The organism is Microbulbifer celer, from assembly GCF_020991125.1.
Lineage (GTDB): Bacteria > Pseudomonadota > Gammaproteobacteria > Pseudomonadales > Cellvibrionaceae > Microbulbifer > Microbulbifer celer.
This window is the reverse complement of record NZ_CP087715.1, coordinates 2,000,992-2,019,741: the sequence shown is the minus strand read 5'-3', so window position 1 is coordinate 2,019,741 and position 18,750 is coordinate 2,000,992. Positions and strand designations below refer to the sequence as shown.

The 18,750-nt window shown below is 56.8% G+C and carries 15 protein-coding genes; 11 read left to right on the top strand and 4 right to left on the bottom strand.

Annotated features, from left to right (window positions below; all coding sequences use genetic code 11):
- The first annotated feature begins 1 nt into the window (after nucleotide 1).
- The gene (locus tag LPW13_RS08465) at nucleotides 2-1,891 is read left to right on the top strand and encodes a SurA N-terminal domain-containing protein (protein WP_230438998.1); all 1,890 of its coding nucleotides are present in this window, start codon (nucleotides 2-4) and stop codon (nucleotides 1,889-1,891) included.
- A gap of 60 nt (nucleotides 1,892-1,951) precedes the next feature.
- Here the strand turns inward: LPW13_RS08465 and LPW13_RS08460 are convergent, their stop codons facing one another.
- Both LPW13_RS08460 and gloB read right to left on the bottom strand, forming a co-directional pair.
- Entirely contained in the window at nucleotides 1,952-3,523 is a 1,572-nt protein-coding gene (locus LPW13_RS08460; RefSeq protein WP_230438997.1) for a LysM peptidoglycan-binding domain-containing protein, read from the bottom strand.
- Nucleotides 3,524-3,683: 160 nt separating this feature from the next.
- Nucleotides 3,684-4,448 (bottom strand): hydroxyacylglutathione hydrolase, encoded by a 765-nt coding sequence (gloB, locus tag LPW13_RS08455; RefSeq protein WP_230438996.1) that lies wholly within the window; start codon nucleotides 4,446-4,448, stop codon nucleotides 3,684-3,686.
- Nucleotides 4,449-4,588: 140 nt separating this feature from the next.
- Between gloB and LPW13_RS08450 the strand changes: the two genes are divergently transcribed.
- From LPW13_RS08450 to dnaQ, 3 genes are all read left to right on the top strand, one after another.
- On the top strand, nucleotides 4,589-5,401 hold the full coding sequence (locus LPW13_RS08450; protein ID WP_230438995.1) for a class I SAM-dependent methyltransferase: 813 nt from the start codon (nucleotides 4,589-4,591) through the stop codon (nucleotides 5,399-5,401).
- Between the two features lie 69 nt (nucleotides 5,402-5,470).
- Nucleotides 5,471-5,908: a ribonuclease HI gene (gene rnhA, locus LPW13_RS08445; protein ID WP_230438994.1), complete on the top strand. Its 438-nt coding sequence runs from the start codon at nucleotides 5,471-5,473 to the stop codon at nucleotides 5,906-5,908.
- Nucleotides 5,909-5,911: 3 nt separating this feature from the next.
- Entirely contained in the window at nucleotides 5,912-6,637 is a 726-nt protein-coding gene (dnaQ, locus tag LPW13_RS08440) for a DNA polymerase III subunit epsilon (protein ID WP_230438993.1), read from the top strand.
- A gap of 123 nt (nucleotides 6,638-6,760) precedes the next feature.
- On the opposite strand, the gene nhaB is transcribed toward dnaQ, so the two are convergent.
- Complete coding sequence (nhaB, locus tag LPW13_RS08435; protein ID WP_230438991.1) at nucleotides 6,761-8,293, bottom strand: sodium/proton antiporter NhaB; 1,533 nt, start codon at nucleotides 8,291-8,293, stop codon at nucleotides 6,761-6,763.
- Nucleotides 8,294-8,550: 257 nt separating this feature from the next.
- Here nhaB and LPW13_RS08430 point away from each other — a divergent pair, with 257 nt between their 5' ends.
- The 7 genes from LPW13_RS08430 to LPW13_RS08400 all read left to right on the top strand — a co-directional run bounded on the left by LPW13_RS08430 (nucleotide 8,551) and on the right by LPW13_RS08400 (nucleotide 16,327).
- Nucleotides 8,551-10,248: a hypothetical protein gene (locus tag LPW13_RS08430; RefSeq protein ID WP_230438990.1), complete on the top strand. Its 1,698-nt coding sequence runs from the start codon at nucleotides 8,551-8,553 to the stop codon at nucleotides 10,246-10,248.
- 55 nt (nucleotides 10,249-10,303) lie between these two features.
- Nucleotides 10,304-11,098: an NAD(+) diphosphatase gene (nudC, locus tag LPW13_RS08425; protein WP_230438989.1), complete on the top strand. Its 795-nt coding sequence runs from the start codon at nucleotides 10,304-10,306 to the stop codon at nucleotides 11,096-11,098.
- 86 nt (nucleotides 11,099-11,184) lie between these two features.
- Entirely contained in the window at nucleotides 11,185-11,835 is a 651-nt protein-coding gene (locus LPW13_RS08420; RefSeq protein WP_230438988.1) for a cation/multidrug efflux pump, read from the top strand.
- 71 nt (nucleotides 11,836-11,906) lie between these two features.
- Entirely contained in the window at nucleotides 11,907-13,112 is a 1,206-nt protein-coding gene (gene sohB, locus LPW13_RS08415) for a protease SohB (RefSeq protein WP_230438987.1), read from the top strand.
- An 85-nt stretch (nucleotides 13,113-13,197) separates the two neighbouring features.
- Entirely contained in the window at nucleotides 13,198-14,214 is a 1,017-nt protein-coding gene (locus LPW13_RS08410; protein WP_230438986.1) for a YhdH/YhfP family quinone oxidoreductase, read from the top strand.
- A gap of 177 nt (nucleotides 14,215-14,391) precedes the next feature.
- Nucleotides 14,392-15,663 (top strand): patatin-like phospholipase family protein, encoded by a 1,272-nt coding sequence (locus tag LPW13_RS08405; protein ID WP_230438985.1) that lies wholly within the window; start codon nucleotides 14,392-14,394, stop codon nucleotides 15,661-15,663.
- 16 nt (nucleotides 15,664-15,679) lie between these two features.
- Nucleotides 15,680-16,327 carry a DUF4919 domain-containing protein gene (locus LPW13_RS08400; RefSeq protein WP_230438984.1) on the top strand — a complete coding sequence of 216 codons (648 nt, stop codon included), beginning with the start codon at nucleotides 15,680-15,682 and terminating at the stop codon, nucleotides 16,325-16,327.
- Nucleotides 16,328-16,396: 69 nt separating this feature from the next.
- On the opposite strand, the gene LPW13_RS08395 is transcribed toward LPW13_RS08400, so the two are convergent.
- Nucleotides 16,397-18,688 carry an ATP-dependent helicase gene (locus tag LPW13_RS08395; protein ID WP_230438983.1) on the bottom strand — a complete coding sequence of 764 codons (2,292 nt, stop codon included), beginning with the start codon at nucleotides 18,686-18,688 and terminating at the stop codon, nucleotides 16,397-16,399.
- Between the last annotated feature and the right edge of the window lie 62 nt (nucleotides 18,689-18,750).

Here is an 18,750-nt window from a genome sequence, read left to right as displayed (position 1 = left end):
TATGCTTCAGTCCATGCGCGACAACCTTAAGGGTACAGCGGCAATTATTGTGGCTGCCTTTTTCGGATTTATTATGGTCATTGGTGGGATTGACTTCTTCTCCGGGGCCAGTGGTGGTGCTGCTGATGAGGTGGCGGAAGTCAATGGTGAGGCGATCACCAACATGGATCTGCAAAGGGCGATCCAGAACCGCCGCAGCATGATCGAGAGCCAGTACGGTGAAAACGTCCCCGCGGACATGTTGACCGATGAGCAGCTGCGGGGCCCGGTACTCCAGCAATTGGTTGACAATTCCGTTATGCGCCAGGCCGCTTTGAAGAGCGGAATGGTTATGAGTACCGCAGCGGTAGATCGTGAAACCGTACAGATGCCCGCCTTTCAGATTAATGGGCAGTTCGATCAACAGATGTTTCGCGATGGCCTGCGCCGCATGGGGTACTCCCCTGCGCGTTTTCGCCAGTTGATGGAACAGGACATGGTGATGCAGCAATTTGCGGGCAGCATTGCAGATAGCGCCTTCACTACTCGTGCCGATGCGGAGCAGATTGTATCTGTATCTATGGAAGAGCGGGATTTTGACTACCTGACTCTGCCGGCCGCGCCGCTGCTTTCTGATATTCAGATCGGCGACAGCGAGATCGAAGCCTTTTACCAGGAAAATCAGGGACAATTTCAGCGTCCTGAGCAGGTTGCTATCGAATATATCGAGCTGACCCCCGAGCTGTTTGCGGGGAATATCGATGTAGCCGAGCAGGATGTCCGTGCGCAATATGATCAGGAAGTGCGCAGCTTTGAAGCCAATGAGCGCCGTCACGCGGCCCATATTCTTGTAGAAGAGGGTGAGGGCAGTTCGCAGAAGGTACAGGAAGTCGAAGACAAACTTGCGGCCGGCGAAGACTTTGCGGCGTTAGCACAAGAGTATTCTGATGATCTGGTTTCTAGGGAAGAGGGCGGTGATGTCGGATTTACCACCGGTGATGTTTTCCCTGAAGCCTTTGAAGAAGCATTGGCCGGTTTGAAGGAGGGCGAAGTATCTGGTCCGGTGGTAACCGACGCTGGAACGCACTTCATCAAGTTGCTGGAGGTCGCGGGTGCTGAACCTCCCACCTTTGAGGAGCGACAAGAAGCCATTGCATCGCGCCTGCGCAGTGATGCCGCGGAACGTGAATTTGTTGATGCCCTGAGCCGGCTTGCGGATCTTACGTACAATGCTGAAACCCTGGCGGGCCCGGCGGAAGAGCTTGGCGTTTCCGTGCAGAAGTCACCCCTGTTCTCCCGAAGCGGCGGCCCGGGCATCACCTCTGATGGCAAGGTTCTGGCTTCCGCATTTTCTCCCGAAGTGATGGAAGATGGCATCAGCTCCGATGTACTCAACCTGACTGAAGATCACGCGGTCGTGCTCAAGGTGGTTGACCACAAGCCGGCGGGCGTCAAGCCACTGGAAGAGGTGCGTGAGGAAATTGTTCAGCAACTCAAGCGTGAAAAGGCCAGTGAGCAGCTTGCGGGCAAGGCGGAGCAGATTATCCAGCAGCTGCAGGACGGGAAGCCGATGGCGGAGCTCGCCAGCGAGCAGGAATTGACTCTGGAAACCAGTGACAAAACCCGTCGCGGTGGTTTTGGTGCTCGTGGGGAAATTACTTCTCGTGTGTTCAAAATGCCTGAGCCCAAGCCGGGTGCTGAAGTCATTGAGCACTTCTCAGTGCCCAATGGGGACCGGGTGGTAGTACAGTTGCGTGACGTTCGTGCCGGTAAATTGGGGAATCAGGGGAGCGAGCAGCGTGATGCGCTGGTGCAGCAACTGGCATCCATGAACGGTTCTGCTGAACTGGCGGCGGTGCAGAAATTCCTGACGAGCCAGGCAGATGTCGAGATAGGTGCTCTTGAAGAGTAGTGCTGTATGCAGACAAAAAAACCGGCACATGTGCCGGTTTTTTTGTGCCTGACGTTTCTGTCAGCCGTTGTTGGCGCTATCCACAAACAGGGTGAGGCGCTGCCCGGGCTGCAGGTAGCTGCCTTTACTGATCTTGTTCCAGCGCACGATATCGCCGATATCGATGCGGAATTTACGTGCAATACGGTACAGGGAATCACCACTGCGCACCCGATACGACAGTTTGCGGGTTGTGCGGCTACTCGATGAGCTGTTTGCATTACTGGCATAGGCGACGAGCTTGCGTCCCGGGCGCAGTGTGTCACCCGGCGCCATGCTGTTCCAGCTCGCCAGATCCCGTACCTTGACGTTCATGCTGCGGGCGATATCCCACAGGGTATCTCCGGGTTGCACGGTATAGCGCGTTTTCTGCCCGCTACCGGACGCCTGGTGGCGCTGCATACGCTGGTCAATGGCGTAGGCATACTGGGAGTTGGGGCCGGAAGCGCTGGGGATGAGCAGTGTCTGGCCCGCGCGGATACTGGTACCGCGGAGCTTGTTGGTCTGCTGAATTGCACCGATGGTGGTTTGATAGCGACGGGCGATGACAGAGAGTGAATCTCCGCGCGCGACCTGGTAGCGCTGCCAGTTTACCCGTTGCTCCGGCGGTAATTCCTCCAGTGCGGCCATGAAGCGGTCGCGCCGGTCGATGGGGATCAGTAAACGGTGCTTGCCGTTGGGATCGGTGGCCCAACGGTTGAAGCCGGGGTTCAGTAAAGACAGCTCTTCGGGTTCTATGCCGGCCATTTTGGAGGCCTGCGCAAGGTCAATCTGACTGCCCACGTTGACCACTGCGTAATAGGGTTTGTTGCCAACGTCGTACAGCGGCACCCGATAGCGCTCCGGGTCGGAAACGACCTCCGCCAGCGCGAGTAATTGAGGCACATAGCTGCGGGTTTCCCGTGGGAGTTTCAGGTCCCAGAAGGTAGTACCTTTGCCCTGTCTGCGGTTGCGCTCTATGGCTCTGCGTACAGTGCCTTCGCCGGCATTGTAAGCGGCGAGTACCAGGAGCCAGTCCCCATCAAACTTCTCGGACAGATAGTTGAAGTATTCCGTAGCGGCGCGGGTGGATTCCAGCACGTCGCGGCGGCCATCGTACCACCAATTCTGGTGCAGCCCGAATGACCGACCGGTAGCCGGGATGAACTGCCACATGCCGGAGGCGCGCGCGTGAGAGTAGGCGAATGGGTCGTAGGCGCTTTCAACAATGGGGAGGAGGGCAAACTCCATCGGTACATTGCTCTGCTCGAGTTGCTCCGCCACATGGAAAATGTAGCGACGGGAGCGTTCTGTCACCCGGGACATATAGCCCTGATTGGTAGAGAAATACTTGACGTAGTCCTGCACTTTGTCTTGCTCAAGCGCCCGGTCCAAACGAAACTCGCGGCGGAGTCGTTGCCAGATGTCTTTTGGTGGGAGCGTTGGTTCTGCAGTCTTGCTGATGGACGTTTGCGCCGCGCTGCCGACGGCGGGGCTATTGTCCAGTTCTGGCGTGCTATCAGAGATAGTGCCTGTATCCTGCGCTGGCTTCAGTTGTGCGCAAGCCCCCACGGCCGTTGCCAAAACCGCAACGGCGAAGTGTTTGTAAACCATTCTGATGTCCGCGAGTCTGTCGTTATCTTGTATTGCGAGCGCATTTCGCACTTGCTGGCAAATTGCACGCCAGGCTGCGTTATTGGTTGTTGCGCTCGAACTTTGAGTTGTAATTGTCTGATTCTAAAGAGGCGCCTTGGTTCCGGTCAACGAAAGGTGCTTAAAAATTATCCTTCCAGGCGCGCAAGGTGGCGAAAACATCAACAGGGCCGGGGCTGCTGTCGGCCCTTGTTTCACGCGCTTTGGCCTGTTGGCGGATCGTGGGAGATTCGCAGCGAAGGAATGGATTGGTCGCCAGCTCTTCGGCGATTGTTGAAGGGACGGTTGGCTGGTTTCGATCCCGCAGGTGGCGCGCGTGCTCAAGCCGGGCCTGTACGTCGGTGTTGTCGGGTTCTGCCGCTTGTGCAAAGTGCAGGTTGGACACGGTGTATTCGTGGGCGCAATACACCCGTGTCTCCTTCGGTAGCGCGGCAAGTGACTGCAGTGAACGGTACATCTGTTCGGGCGAACCCTCAAACAGTCGACCGCAGCCGGCGGCAAACAGGGTGTCACCACAGAAGAGATGGGTGTTCCCCGCGTGTTCCAGAAAGATGGCAATATGATCCAGAGTATGTCCCGGGACCGCCAGAACACACGCATTGCCGCCGAGTAGCTCAAACTGGTCACCATCGACCAAGGCGTCAGAGACGTCTGGAATACTGTCAGGACCGAACACCGGGCATTGATAACGCTTCACCAGTGACTCAATGCCACCGGTATGGTCATAATGGTGGTGCGTGATCAGGATTCCGGTCAGTTGGGCGTCACCCAGTGCGGAAATCACCGGTCCGGCATCGCCAGGATCGACGACCCAGTGGTCCGAGCCCTGCTGCAGGTGCCAGATATAGTTGTCGTTAAATGCTGGAATGGGGGCGATTGTGATCATTGTTGCGTGCCGCTAACCTTGGTTATTCCCGTTGCCACAACCTTAACATAGAGAACCTGGGGCATAGTGGGTTGCGGCATAGTGGGCTGCTGGCTGAATCAGGCCGTGGGTGTGTTTTACAGGAGGTCAAAGGAGGTGTCATGGAGCGCCAATCTCTATTTCAGCGTCGTCGAGAGCCGTTACCTTCTCTGGCTCAGGCATGCCCGGATCTGACCAGATGGTTTTCCTCTGATCTTGGCAAAGAAATATTGACCCAGCAGTTGGCTCTCGCCCAGCCGCTGGTGGAGGGGCTATTCGGCTACCACCTGATGCAGGCCAGCCTGGCATCCCAGGTAGATTTTGCCGCTTGCAGTCGCATCAATCACCGGTTTCGCCTAAGTCCCTGTGAAATGAGTCCCAGTGAGCGCTGCGGCGGTGATGCGCTGGTGGAGTTCGAGCAGTTGCCGTTGCCTTCAGAATCTATCGATGTGGCGGTACTGCATCACCTGCTGGATTTTTCTCCCCATCCCCACCAGGTGTTGCGTGAAGCCGCCAGGGTTCTGATCCCCGGCGGACATATGGTGGTGATCGGTTTCAACCCCTTTTCCCTGATGGGATTGACCCGAATGTTTCGGTCCGCCAGCCCCTATCAGCGCGGCAATCAGTTGCGTGCCGCGAGACTGGCGGACTGGATGAACCTGCTGGACCTCCAGGCCGGCGCTGTCGAGCGGGGCTTTTTCCGCTTTCCGCTGCAGCACCGAGAGCTGTTGGCGAAGACTGCATGGATGGAGCGGATGGGAAATCGCTGGCACTTGCCCTGTGGGGGCTTTTACATCATAGTCGCGCGCAAAGAAGTGGCGCGAATGCGCACGATCAAGCTCAATTGGCGGGGTGAGAAGAAGCCCGCAATAAGCGCCGTTCCCAGCAGCCCGAGAGTGGCTGCGCGCGGCCGGCATAACAAGAATTCCCGATAGCGGGCGCGGCTGTTGAGATGGCCAAATGCTGGCGCTCCCTCGTCTGTCGGGCCCGATATAGAGTCTGGTGTGAAACAGGTTACGATTTATACCGATGGCGCCTGCCGGGGCAACCCGGGCCCGGGGGGCTGGGGGGCATTACTCATGAGTGGCGATGCGCAAAAGGAGCTGAGTGGTGGTGAAGCATTAACCACCAATAACCGCATGGAATTGATGGCGGCAATTCAAGCACTGACCGCGCTCAAGCAGCGCTGTAAAGTGGACCTACATACAGATTCTCAGTATGTGCGACAGGGAATTACCGCCTGGATCCACAATTGGAAGAAGAACGGTTGGAAAACCGCGAGTAAGAAGCCGGTAAAGAATGCCGATCTCTGGCAGGCGCTGGATGCGGCAATCGCCGAGCACGATGTCCAGTGGCATTGGGTGAAGGGGCATGCCGGTGATCCGGGAAATGAACGTGCCGATGCGCTTGCCAATCGCGGTATTGATGAACTGAGGGGGTAAACCATGCGCCAAGTTGTACTGGATACGGAAACGACCGGTCTGGACCCGAAGTCAGGGCACCGCATTATTGAAATCGGTTGCGTTGAGTTAATTAACCGCAAACTGACCGGTCGCCATTACCATCAATACATCAATCCCGAGCGGCAAGTAGACGATGGGGCCATCGAGGTCCACGGCATCACCAATGAATACTTGCAGGATAAACCGGTATTCGCGCAGATTGCCGATGATTTCATGGCGTTCTGTGAAGGGGCCGAGCTGGTCATCCACAATGCGCCCTTCGACGTAGGATTTATCGACGCTGAGCTGAAACGCTTGAAGAGCCCTCGCTGGCAGAACGTTGTAGCGCATTGCAGTGTGCTGGATACGTTGGCTCTGGCGCGTGAAAAGCATCCCGGTCAGAAAAATAACCTGGATGTGCTGTGTAAACGATATTTCGTCGATAATTCCCAGCGTGACCTGCACGGCGCGCTGCTGGATGCGGAAATCCTGGCCGACGTGTATCTGATGATGACCGGCGGCCAGACAGATCTTGCTCTGGCGGGTTCTGATGGTGACGACGAGGAAGAGCAGGACGGCCAACGACAGGAAATGGAAGCGGGCGGTATTCGTCGGCTTTCTGCTGATCGGGCACCGCTGCAGGTGGTTCGGGCATCAGTGGAAGAATTGGAGGCCCATGAGTCCATGTTGGCAGAATTGGAAAAATCTGCAGGTAAACACTACTGGTGAGTATGTCCTGAAGAAGTTGGCAAGTAAGTGCTAGCGCCATTAACAGGGGCGCGCGCAAAAAAAGGGCCGGTTGGCCCCTTTTTTGTGCTTGTTATTTACCTTGCGGGTTACAAATTCTCCGCATCAAACAGCGTAAACCACACACAGCAGAGCGACGATGCTCAACACGATGGTATATGGCAGCGCCATAATTACCATGCGCCCGTAGGACAGACGAATCAAAGGCGCCAGAGCAGAGGTCAGCAGGAACAGGAATGCCGCCTGGCCATTGGGAGTGGCAACACTTGGCAGGTTGGTACCGGTGTTGATGGCGATGGCGAGCTTGTCAAAATGCGCCCGCGTGATTTCTCCGGCACTCAGTGCGTCTGCTACTTCATTGATATACACCGTGGCTACGAATACGTTATCGCTGATCATGGACAGGATGCCATTGGCGATAAACAGCATGCCCGGCTGCTGTTCGGGAGTGAGCCCGAGAACAAAGTGGGTAACCGGTGCAAACAGGTGTTGCTCGTGAATTACCGCTACAATGGCAAAAAATACTACGAGCAGCGCGGTAAAGGGTAGGGCTTCCTCAAAGGCGTGACCGATCCGGGCTTCCTGGATGACGCCATTGAACGCGGTCAGCAGTACGATCACCATCAAACCGATGATGCCGACTTCGGCTACGTGGAAAGCCAGTGCAAACACCAGCAATACGGCCACAATGCCCTGGATCCACAGTTCGGCGATGTCGCGATCAGTCCGTTTCCGCTCCTCTTCATGGGCAAAGTTTTTGAGCACTTCGCGTACGGCATCCGGAAGCTTGGCGCCGTAACCGAAGTAACCGGTTTTCTCCAGCAGGGCGCAAGTCAGCAATCCCGCTGCCAATGCGGGGATGGTTACCGGTGCCATGTTGAGAAAGAACTCGATGAAGTGCCATCCGGCTTTCTCGGCGATGAGCAGGTTTTGCGGTTCGCCCACCAGGGTGCAGACGCCGCCCAGAGCCGTGCCAATTGCGCCGTGCATGATCAGGCTGCGTAGAAAGGAGCGGAACTGATCCAGGTCGGAACGGTGATATTCCACTACATGGTCGTCGCTGGCGTGGTCGTGTTCATGATGGGGCTGGCGGTTCGAGGCGACCTTGTGGTAAACCGAATAGAAGCCCACTGCGACGCTGATCAGTACGGCCGTTACGGTAAGCGCATCCAGAAAGGCAGAGAGCACTGCGGAAACACCACAGAACAGGAGGGAAAGCAGGGTTTTTGATCGGATGTTGATCAGCAGTTTGGTGAAAACAAACAGCAGCAGGTTCTTCATGAAGTAGATTCCGGCCACCATAAACATCAACAGCAGAATTACTTTGATGTTTTCGGTCACTTCATGAAACACCGAGTCACTGCTGGTGAGCCCCAGGAGTACTGCCTCAATTGCCAGCAAACCACCGGGTTGTAGCGGGTAACACTTCAACGCCATGGCAAGGGTGAAAATGAATTCGGCGATGAGTACCCAGCCGGTGAAGAATGGGGTAGTGGTGTAAACCAGAATTGGGTTGATCACCAGAAACAAGGCGATGGTAAGCTTGTACCAATCCGGTGCTTCCCCGAGAAAATTTGCGTGTATAGCGCGGCCAAGGCCGCTTTTAGCCGGTGTTGCAGTGGGGTTCTGCGCATTCATTATTACTACATCCTTTTGTGAGCCCTGACTTCAGCCCCTGGCGGGGCGATGAGAAACTACCCAGATTGGCGCAGTTATGCAATTTGGAATTACCAATTCCAGAGCTGAAAGACGCATTTTGTCGATCAATCGGTGGAAAAATGACCGGGAAAGGTGGAATCTTTGCGGGTTTGGTATAAATTCCACGGTTCCGGGGGCGCTCAGGGAGAGTCCCGGAGCTGAAAATAAATACAATGAAAATTGCAGTGGTGTAGGCAATGGGTGAATTGCGCGAGATAAACCTGACCTCTATCAGTCTTGTCAAGGAAGAGCTGGTAGCGAGTATCGAAGCGGCGACTGGCTATCTTGATCAGTTTGCTGTTGATCCAGGGAATAAACAGGCACTGGAGCAGTGCCTGCAAGGAGTGCGGCAGGTAAACGGCGTGCTGCAGATGGTGCAGCTGTCTGCCGCAGAGCTGTTGGTGCAGGAAATGCTAACGGCAATGTCAGATTTGCTTCAGGACCGTCAGCCGGAGCCGCGCGAGTTGCTGGAAGCCCTGGGCACGGCATTTTATGTGCTTACCCGTTACCTGGACTTTGTGCAAAACCGCGCGACCGCGCGACCAGAGTTATTGATTCCCTATATCAACCAATTGCGCGTGAGTCGCGCTCAGGCGCCTGTGCCTGAGAGTCACTTTCTACGCTGTCGACTGGATGCCTCGGTTCCAGGCGCGGTGTCTTCTGCGGTGATGTCGGAAGACCTGAAAACCTTTGTCCGCCGCTTCCGTCACATGTATCAGGTCGGCTTGCTCGCCCTGTTGAAAGGGAAGCCGCGTGGGCCGGCCTACACCATGATGGCGCGGGCAGTGCAACGTGTTGCCAGCGTTTGCGCGGGCCGTCCAAATGGCAAACTCTGGTCGGTGGCGGGGGCCGCGCTCTCAGCCATGGCTACCCAGGAAATGCTGGTCAATCGACAGCGGGTGATGGTTTTCAGCATGCTCGACCGGCGCCTGCGGAATCTGTATCGGGAAGGTGACGCCGCACTCGATCAGCCGGCGCCTCCGGTCCTGATCAAAGAATGTCTCTACTGGCTGGCGCTGGCAGGTGCCGGTGGTGCCAGCGCGCGGTATCTACAGGCCTTCGCTGTGCGTGATCTCGGGTATCGCGAGCCCGAGCTGGAGCGTGAGCGAGCCAGCCTGGGCGGCCCGGGTGCCACCGCGATTGCTGCAGTCGCCAATGCCCTGGATGAAGAGCTTTCCGGCGTGCGGCGGATGCTGGACGACGCGGAGCTGATCGGCGCTTCCGGCCTGGATGAGGAGGGCGGCCTTGCCGAAACCCTGCGTCGAATCTCCAATACGCTACAGCTGCTCAATTTCCGACGCATTGGCGAGGCACTCAGTAGTGCCTTGCAGGGCTACCAGAGCACGCTGACTGCCGGTGGGCCAGAAGCTGAACAGGCGCTGCAACAACTCACCAATCAGATTCTTGTAGTGGATACCACCATCAAGGCATTGCGTCAGACATCCAGTATCGATGTGGACGAAACCGGCCAGGCGGATATTGCCCTGGAGCGCAGTCAGCTGGCAGAGGCAGAGCTGGCGGTGCTCAAAGAGGCCGAGGCAGGACTGTCGCTGATCAAGCGGGCACTGGCCTCTTACGCAGAATCGGGGTTCGATCACGGTCATATCCGTAACGTATCGACAACCCTGAATGGTGTGCGGGGCGGGCTGGTGGTGCTGAGCCTGGGACGTGCAGCCGCGGTGGTGGAGTGCCTGAAGTCATTCGTGGACGCGGTGATTGACCAGAAAAACACCGCTCCCGCCGTGGAGCAGTCACTGGAAATCTTCGCTGATGCGATCATCAGTCTGGAGTATTATCTGGGGGAGGTGAAACTGCACAGGAAGGTGGACATGCAGTCACTAGACTTGGCAGTGGAAAGTCTCGAGGCGCTGGGGTACCCGATCGAGGTTGCCTGAATGGCGGCCTTGATGCAGGCTGTAGGGCTATCTCCCAGGATTTACGGGCGTTTGCATGACAGAATTTGTATCTCCCGAAAAGGTATGGCCGGTACCTGATCTCCACTGGCATATCGTGGTGTGCGGCGGTGAGCTGCTCACTTCCGAAGACGGTTTTCTTTTCAGCCGGAATCCGGTGCACTCTCTGACGTCTGCCACACACTATCTCGGCAATTGGGCCGGGCGCCCCTGTGCGGTGCACTTACTCGCACAAAAAACACCGATTGCCGGACATTCCTGGCGCGGTTTGCGCAGTTTTCTCGGTGTGGTCAGTGAGGCGGAGTTCGCACTGGCCGGGCGAGCGTTGCAGGTGGCGAATTGGGATCTGGACCACCGTTTCTGTGGGCGCTGTGGGGGGGAAACCGATTACCATCCACGAGATCGTGCGCGCGTGTGCCACCGCTGCGAATTTACCGTGTATCCGCGTATCTCTCCCTGCGTGATCATGTTGGTCACGCGCGGTGATGAGTGCCTGTTGGCGCGTCACACATACCACCGTCACGGACTGTACACTGCGCTCGCAGGGTTTATGGAGCCGGGAGAAAGTGCGGAACAGGCACTGGCCCGTGAGGTGAAGGAAGAAGTGGGTCTGGATGTGGGCGGACTGCGTTACGTCGGGTCCCAGTCGTGGCCGTTTCCCGGGCAATTGATGATCGGATTTCATGCAGAGGTCCGTGCCGGAGAGTTGCGCCTTGAGGAAGAGGAAATAGCCGAGGCACGCTGGTTCCACCGCAATGATATTCCTGAGGCGATTCCGGTCGGGGAGACACTTTCGGGGCGGCTCATACGGATATTTATGCACGGTCGCTGATGGCGATTGCCGCTATTTGTTTGCACCAGGAGCAAGGTGTAACTATCCGGTAATCATCCGGGTATAACCAGTCAGGTACAACAACAATGTATATTGCCATTACTTTTATCATCGCACTGACTGCCGTCCTGTTGATTTTCTGGGGGGGTAAAGTGCTACTGAAAGGCAACTGGTTCTTCGGCTTCCTGCGCGGTGCCCTGGGGCTGGTGCTGTTGGGCGGAGCGCTGTTGATTGTACTGGTGGCGCTGGATGTCTACAGTTATCGCAACCTGGCAGACGAGCATGGTGTCGGTACGGTTTCCTTTGAAAAAGTGGACTCGCAGCACTATAAAGTAAAGTTTTCCGATGAGGACGGCGTGTCACAAAACTTTGAGTTGCGTGGTGACCAGTGGCAACTGGACGCGAGAATGCTCAAGTGGAAGGGGCCTCTGGCCCGTTGGGGGATTGAACCTGCCTATAGACTTGACCGGCTCAGTGGCCGCTACCTTACCTTGCAGGATGAGCGTACAAAAGAGCGTTCGGTGCACGCACTCTCGCAAAGTGACCATGGTGTGGACGTGTGGCAAATGCTGCGGGGAATGGACAGCAGGATACCCATTGTGGACGCGGTGTATGGCAGCGCGACTTTCCTGCCAATGGAAGATGGAGCGGTTTACGAGGTGCGCATCACCCACACCGGGCTTCTGGCGCGCCCCCTGAATCGGCAGGCTGAGTCAGCACTGAATGCATGGCAGTAATAGATAATTACTTTATGGGGTCGACAATAGAAAAGTTGACCTGAATGATTGAATTGGGAATTGGGGGTTTAGTGGAGTTTCTTAGTGAATATGGCCTGTTCCTGGCCAAGGTCGTGACGGTAGTGGTGGCGATTTTATTGGTGATCGGGTTTGTGATTGCCAATCGCTCGCAGATAAGAGACCGTCAACCGGGCCATATTGTGGTGACCCGCCTCAATGATCTGTATGAGGATATGAAAGAAACCCTGCTCGAAGCGGTGATGGACAGTGGGGAGTACTCTCAGCGCAAGAAGCTTCACGCCAAAGAGAAAAAGGCCGAGGAGAAGGCTGCGGCGAAAAAACGCAAAGCCGAATTGAAAGCCGCGTCCAAGGCGCGGAAGTCTGAGGGCTCGAGCGAGCAGGTGCCATCGGCGACAGAGGCTGTGCCGCCCGAGCAGGCTGAGGCGGACGCCGAAGCCGGAGACGAGACGCAGCCCGTGTCTATCGTTTCGGCGGGAGAAGGGCGTGTCGAGGGGCGTAAGCGTCTGTTCGTAGTGCGGTTTGATGGGGATATCAAAGCCAGCGCGCTCAGCAATCTGCGCGAAGAGATTACCTCCATTCTGCAGATTGCCGGTAGCGAAGATGAAGTCGTTGTTTGCCTTGAGAGTCCCGGCGGCATGGTGGCCAATTATGGCCTGGCTGCAAGCCAGTTGGCACGGGTGCGCAGTGCCGGCGTAAAACTTACCATAGTGGTCGATAAAGTGGCGGCCAGCGGTGGCTACATGATGGCCTGTGTTGCAGACCGGATTCTGGCTGCTCCCTTCGCCATGCTCGGGTCTATCGGTGTCGTGGCGCAACTTCCCAATTTCCATCGACTGTTGCAGCGCAATGATGTTGATTTTGAAATGTTCACTGCCGGCGAGTACAAGCGTACGGTGACCATGTTTGGTGAAAATACCGAGGAAGGTAAAGAGAAGTTTCAGAGCGACCTGGAAGAGATTCACACCCTGTTCCAGCACTTCGTTTCCGAATATCGGCCACAGCTGGATGTTGCAAAGGTGGCAACCGGTGAGGTCTGGTTTGGTCAGCGCGCGCTGGACTTGAACCTGGTGGATGAAATCAAAACCTCCGATGAATACCTCACCGCGCAGGCCAAGCAGGCAGACCTGTTCCAGGTGGAGTACAAGGAGCGCCAGAATATTGCCAAGAAGTTTGGCCTGGCCGCGCAGACCGGGGTCGAGTCCGCTCTGGCGAGACTCTTCTCTCGCCTTGCAGCGTGGCGCCACCAAGCCCAGTAAGCCAAGCCCAGTAAGCCAAGCCCAGTAAGCGCGGCGCGATCAGTCGGGCCGGTTTATACAGAGATACAGGGAAGTGGGAGAGTCAATGACCGAGCTTGAGTCAAAAGCGTTCTATCGCGCCATGCTGGTGGAAGAAGTCGCGGCTGGTAAATTTGATCAGTCCATCGTGGAGCGCGCGCTCTCCTGTCTGCCGGATAATCCGGTGCAGGTCGCGGTTACGCATTCCTGCCTGAACTACAAAGATGCGTTGTCCGCCTTTGGTAATCGTGGCGTAACGCGGGAATACCCTCATACCCCGGGTATCGACGCCGTTGGTGAGGTGCTGGAAGATCGTACCGGCACCTTTCATCCGGGAGATACGGTGTTGGTTACCGGCTACGACCTCGGCATGAATACCGCCGGCGGGCTCGCCGAGCGCATTGCCGTCCCGACAGAGTGGGTTGCGCGGCTCCCGGCAGCCCTCAGTGCCCGCGAATCGATGATACTGGGTACAGCGGGGCTTACCGCTGCCTTGTGCGTTGAGAAGCTGTTGGAGGCCGGGGCCAGCCCGAATGACGGCGAGGTTCTGGTGACGGGCGCCACTGGCGGTGTGGGGTCTATTGCGGTTGCCCTACTGGCCAAGCTCGGTTTCCGGGTGGCTGCAGTCACCGGTAAGCTGGAGTCGGCAGAGTTTCTCACCGGCCTTGGTGCCTGGAAAGTGCTCGATCGGGAAACCCTGGTGCCGTTTGCCAGCAAGGCTATTGCCAAGCCGCTGTGGGCCTGGGCGGTGGACACCGTCGGTGGTGAAACGCTGTTCAATGTGATCAAAGCGCTCGCTTATGGTGGCGGCGTGGCCGCCTGCGGAATGGCTTCCGGGGCGCAGTTCCAGGCCAATGTATTCCCGTTTATTTTGCGTGGGATCAGCTTGCTCGGGGTAGACAGCGTTGAGCTCCCCCTGACAAAGAAATCTGCGATGTGGGAAAAGCTTGCCGGGGATTGGTACATCGGCGACCAGCTGGAAGCAATCGCCGAGGATATTTCTCTCGAACAGGCACCGGAATTTCTTGCGCGCTTACACCGCGGGCATGGTATCGGGCGCTATGTGGTCGATATGGCGCGTTGATTTTCTGAGCACTGTTACCATCGCCATCGCCATTCAAAGTGTGACCAGAAACCTATTTGAGTCGCGCCCGGGCTGCTATGCTGAAGATACTTGAATAAAATTGAAATGGGACCATTTCCAGCTGTTTCTCGATGGAAGATGCACCTGTTCCGCAGCACACAGACCCGGTAGCAAACCTTGTCAACGAAGACGTCGCTCCCCCCCCAGCCTTTACTGAATACCGACGCCGGCGCACTGGTGCTCTCCGGTGGCGGTGCGCGGGCCGCCTATCAGGTGGGTGTGCTCAAGGCGCTCGCTGAGTTGACACCGGAAAGTGAACCCTACCCCTTTAAAATCATCTGCGGTACCTCCGCCGGTGCAGTGAATGCACTGCTGCTCGCCAGTTACATGGGGCCCTTCAAGGAAGCCGTGGAGCGGCTGTGCGATTTGTGGATGGGACTGACGGTGCACGATATTTACCGCAGCAACTGGGGTAGTCTGCTGGGCAATATGTTCACCATTACCCGCTCCCTCTTTAATCAGGGGGTGGCGCGGCGCAAACCCCTGGCGTTGCTGGATAACACGCCTTTACGCGAGCTGGTTACGGATCTGATCCCATTTGAGAATATCCAGCGCAACATTGATGAAGAGCATTTGCGCGCCGTTTGTGTGAATGCCATGTCCTATAGCCAGGGCGAGTCCGTCAGCTTTTTTCAGGGGACTGAGGAGCTGGCTGAATGGCGTAGATTCCGTCGTTGCGGTGAGCGGACCAAGCTCACGGTTGATCATCTGATGGCGTCGGCGGCCATCCCCACGTTATTCCCGACAGTGAAAATTGGCGACGAGTATTTCGGCGATGGCGCCGTGCGCCAGTTGGCGCCGATTAGTCCCGCACTGCATATGGGCGCCAGCCGGGTGTTTGTGGTGGGTGTCTCCGATAACCGGTCGCCGATACACTGGGGTAAGCGCCGGCATGTGGCGAAGCATTCGCCATCTATTGCGCAGGTTGCGGGTCAGCTTTTTAATGCGGCTTTTATCGACAGCCTGGAGGGGGATCTGGAGCACCTCGATCGGGTCAACCTGTTGCTCGATGCCGTGGACGGTGAAAGTCTCGAAGGTCTTGCCCCCTTGCGCCCGGTAGAGTCTGCGGTGATCGAACCCAGCCAGAGTCTGGACCGTCTGGCGGGGCGCAAGGTGCGGTATTTACCACCAGCGCTGCGCTGGTTGTTCCGCTCGACTGGCGCCACAAGTTCCGGCGGTGGCGCTTCTGCGGCCAGTTACCTGCTGTTCGAAAAGCCATATCTGGGGGAGCTGGTGGAGCTCGGGTATCAGGATGCCATGTGGGAACGCGATAAATTGCGTGCATTCATGCGCCCGAGAACCCAGTTGGCAGTTTCAGAACAAAAACGCCTTTTTGGTATTAAAGTAAAATCGGCACCGGAAGCGAGTAATGGTAATGATCCTTCGTAGATCCCTGAGAATATTCATGCTATTGGTAACCGCTGCGCTACTCGCAGCGTGCGCTGGGCAGCAAAGTACGCCCGCGCCCGACACCGTCGTGCAGAAGGCGCCCCAGAGCGAGTATCGTCGTTTGCTCGCAGAAGCGTTTGCACTGTCTTTCACGCTGGATTTTGACCGGCTGCGAGCAGCCTATGTTGCATCGCCTGAATATAATCCGCGCGGCGGCATGGAGGTTGCGGGCTTGCCTGAGGCGTACCAGTCTGTACAGGAGGGAGACTTTGATCGCTGTCTGGGGCATCTCGACAAGGTGTTGGAAGAAAATTATATGAGCCTGGAAGCGCACATGATTGGTATCGTCTGCAGCAGTCGGGAAGGGCATTTTGATCGGGAAGACAGCCACCGCTATATGGTGGAGGGGTTGATGGCCTCCATCGAGCGCAGCGGCGATGGGCGCACACAGGAAAGTGCTTTCCGTACCATCAGTTCCTCAGAGTTGCGCGGGTTCGTACGCTTGAAAGGACTGCAAGTGCTGGACCAGTCTGTGGTCTATGACGATCATGGTGTCTACGACAAAATGCAGGTGCGGGACCCCGAATCCGGGGATGAATATGCCCTGTTTTTCAATGTCAGCCAGCAATTCGCCAGTGAGGTGTCTGCACAGCGGGATAATTGAAGTCAGTCATGGAGATCAATGGCGGCCGTCTGCATGTTGGCACTTCGGCGTTGACAGGGTTGATGTCGGTTATATCAGGAACTGAGATAGCTTCTCCCAATCGAAGCGACGGCTTTTGCGGTCGCTGAACAGAATTTCCACCCGCTCATCCTCCCACTTGGTAACCCGCCCGTATCCCAGTTTCTGGTGCCGCACACTGTCGCCGATGGCTGGCCGTCGCTGGGTAGCCCGTGGTGCATTGATTTCGGGGTTGTAATCACACGCGCTCATATAGCGCATTGCCAGCCGGGTGACCGGTACCTGCGTGGTGATGTCCCCCGGTTTCTCAATCAGGGCATCGCCCAGCAGGCGGCACAGGGGAATGTGCATCTCGTCCAGAAACAGCGAGGGCTTCTGTTCATTTTGAGCCTCTACGGGAAGGCGCTTCTCTGGTTGTGATCCGGGGCGCTCCGCGGTGGTTTTCGGAGTGAGCAGGTACAGGCGCTTGCGTGCCCGGGTCATGGCCACATACATCAGGCGGCGCTCGCTTTCGGTGGAGGCCGGGGTAGAGAAATCCCGCTGGGGTTGATACGGCATATTCTGGTCGGTGAGGGAGGGGATTATGACCTGATCCCATTCCAGTCCCTTGGCCTGATGCATGGTGGTTATCTGGATTGCATCGGAGGGAGTGTTGTCGCTGGTCTTTTCCTGTTGCTGGTGTTGTTCCTGTAATTGCTGTAGATGCTCCAGGGTTTCCTTCGGCGGCATTCTCAGCCCATCCAGATACTGGCAGAAGGCGAGAATGGTCTGCTGCCGTTCTTCTCCTTGCTGGCGATTGAAGGCGTCTTCGGCAATGCCGCTCAGATAGTCCAGGTCGCTCAGCTGTCGTCGCAATAGCTCGCCGCCATGACCGCGCCATTTTTCCACCTGCGTCAGCAATTCCGCCCGCTGTCGTAAACGTTTGTACTGGGGCTTGCTCAGGGATTCCGGGGCCAGTTGCATCATTGCCTTACCCCAGCCGCTCTTTTGTTCTGCCAGCCTGTCGCACAACGGCTCAAGGACTGCGCGGGCAATCCGGATATGCGGTGCCGTAAGCCATTCATACAGTCCCTTGCTGCGACGCTGTTGTGGTAGTTCCGCGAAGCGTCCGGCGGCTATATTCAGGCTCCAGAACAGCGGTCGCAACTCTCGTCTTGAGAGTACCGTGTTGCGGCTGCCAGAGCGGTAAGGAACATGGTTGGCCAGCAGTGCCAGTTCCAGCGGTGCGGCCAGTGACCAGAGGCGTACCAGCACGGCAATTTCTGATAGTGCATGCCCCTCGCGCTGGCAGTGGCGCACCTGTTCAACCAGCCACTTTCCTTCGTTGTCGGTGGCCACTTGCTGAATATCGGTTTCCGCCTCACGCCTGCCGGAAACACACAGCATGTCTGCGCGCTCGCGGTTGTTCTGGATGAAGTGGTTTGCGGCCAATGACAGGGTGTGTCCGTAGCGGAAAGTTTGGCTCAGGCGATAGACATTGGACGGCGGGAAGTCGCCGTCAAATAGTCGCAGCAAAAAAGCCGGCCGCGAGCCCCGCCACTCGTAAATGGTCTGATCGGGATCGCCAATGGCGATAACGTTGCCGGATTTCCCATAAATCACTCGCAATAGAAAGTGCTGGATCTCATTGATGTCCTGGTATTCATCGACCAGGATATCTTCATAGAAGCTACCGTAGGATTCGGCGATATCCGGGCGCATACTGAACACCATTGCCGGATCGTAAATCAGGTCTGCGTAGGTAACCGCACTCTGTTCCTGACGCCAGCGCTCGAACTGGCGGAACACTTTAAGGAAATACATATAGCGATCGTCGAGGCCGAGTTGCTCAAACGCGCTGAGATCTCCGGTGAGAATGGTTTTGGTATAGTCGATAAAAAATTCAGCGGCTTCTGTTTCCGATTGTTTGCGTGCACGGATATCTTCAAGTTCTTCCGGTGGTGCACAAGCCTCGATCGCTTTCCAGATCTGTAACTGGACCAGGGACTGCGGCAGGGGAGTAAGATTGGCCTGTGCAATATGACCGCGGCGCATCATGCGCTGGTAAAGGCGGTACCCGAGGCTGTGAAATGTCTGCACGCCGAGCCCCGCGTGCGGATTGCCGGTGTCGGCATCTGCGCACAGTTGCTGCAGGCGCTTGCTGAAGTCTTCGCGCGCACTGCGGTTGTACATCACTACCAGCATCCGGCCGGGATCTGTTCCCGCCGCCAACCGGTTTTTAATGTAGTGCAGTAGCGCGGTGGTCTTGCCGGAGCCGGCGACGGCAATGATCTTGGCATGTCCACCGGCATGGTTGGCAATCGCCTGTTGTTCTTCCGTAAGGGTGGACTCGCTGCCTGACATGGTTTGCCCGTACCGCTTCCAAATACTGGATATTTTGCCAGTATCCGGCCGGGGGGTACAGT

What these genes read in the sequence shown, in the direction of transcription:
- LPW13_RS08465 (WP_230438998.1), top strand. Translation starts at nt 2, where the DNA reads ATGCTTCAGTCCATGCGCGACAACCTTAAGGGTACAGCGGCAATTATT.
- LPW13_RS08460 (WP_230438997.1), bottom strand. Translation starts at nt 3,523, where the DNA reads ATGGTTTACAAACACTTCGCCGTTGCGGTTTTGGCAACGGCCGTGGGG.
- gloB (WP_230438996.1), bottom strand. Translation starts at nt 4,448, where the DNA reads ATGATCACAATCGCCCCCATTCCAGCATTTAACGACAACTATATCTGG.
- LPW13_RS08450 (WP_230438995.1), top strand. Translation starts at nt 4,589, where the DNA reads ATGGAGCGCCAATCTCTATTTCAGCGTCGTCGAGAGCCGTTACCTTCT.
- dnaQ (WP_230438993.1), top strand. Translation starts at nt 5,912, where the DNA reads ATGCGCCAAGTTGTACTGGATACGGAAACGACCGGTCTGGACCCGAAG.
- nhaB (WP_230438991.1), bottom strand. Translation starts at nt 8,293, where the DNA reads ATGAATGCGCAGAACCCCACTGCAACACCGGCTAAAAGCGGCCTTGGC.
- LPW13_RS08430 (WP_230438990.1), top strand. Translation starts at nt 8,551, where the DNA reads ATGGGTGAATTGCGCGAGATAAACCTGACCTCTATCAGTCTTGTCAAG.
- nudC (WP_230438989.1), top strand. Translation starts at nt 10,304, where the DNA reads ATGACAGAATTTGTATCTCCCGAAAAGGTATGGCCGGTACCTGATCTC.
- LPW13_RS08420 (WP_230438988.1), top strand. Translation starts at nt 11,185, where the DNA reads ATGTATATTGCCATTACTTTTATCATCGCACTGACTGCCGTCCTGTTG.
- LPW13_RS08410 (WP_230438986.1), top strand. Translation starts at nt 13,198, where the DNA reads ATGACCGAGCTTGAGTCAAAAGCGTTCTATCGCGCCATGCTGGTGGAA.
- LPW13_RS08400 (WP_230438984.1), top strand. Translation starts at nt 15,680, where the DNA reads ATGCTATTGGTAACCGCTGCGCTACTCGCAGCGTGCGCTGGGCAGCAA.
- LPW13_RS08395 (WP_230438983.1), bottom strand. Translation starts at nt 18,688, where the DNA reads ATGTCAGGCAGCGAGTCCACCCTTACGGAAGAACAACAGGCGATTGCC.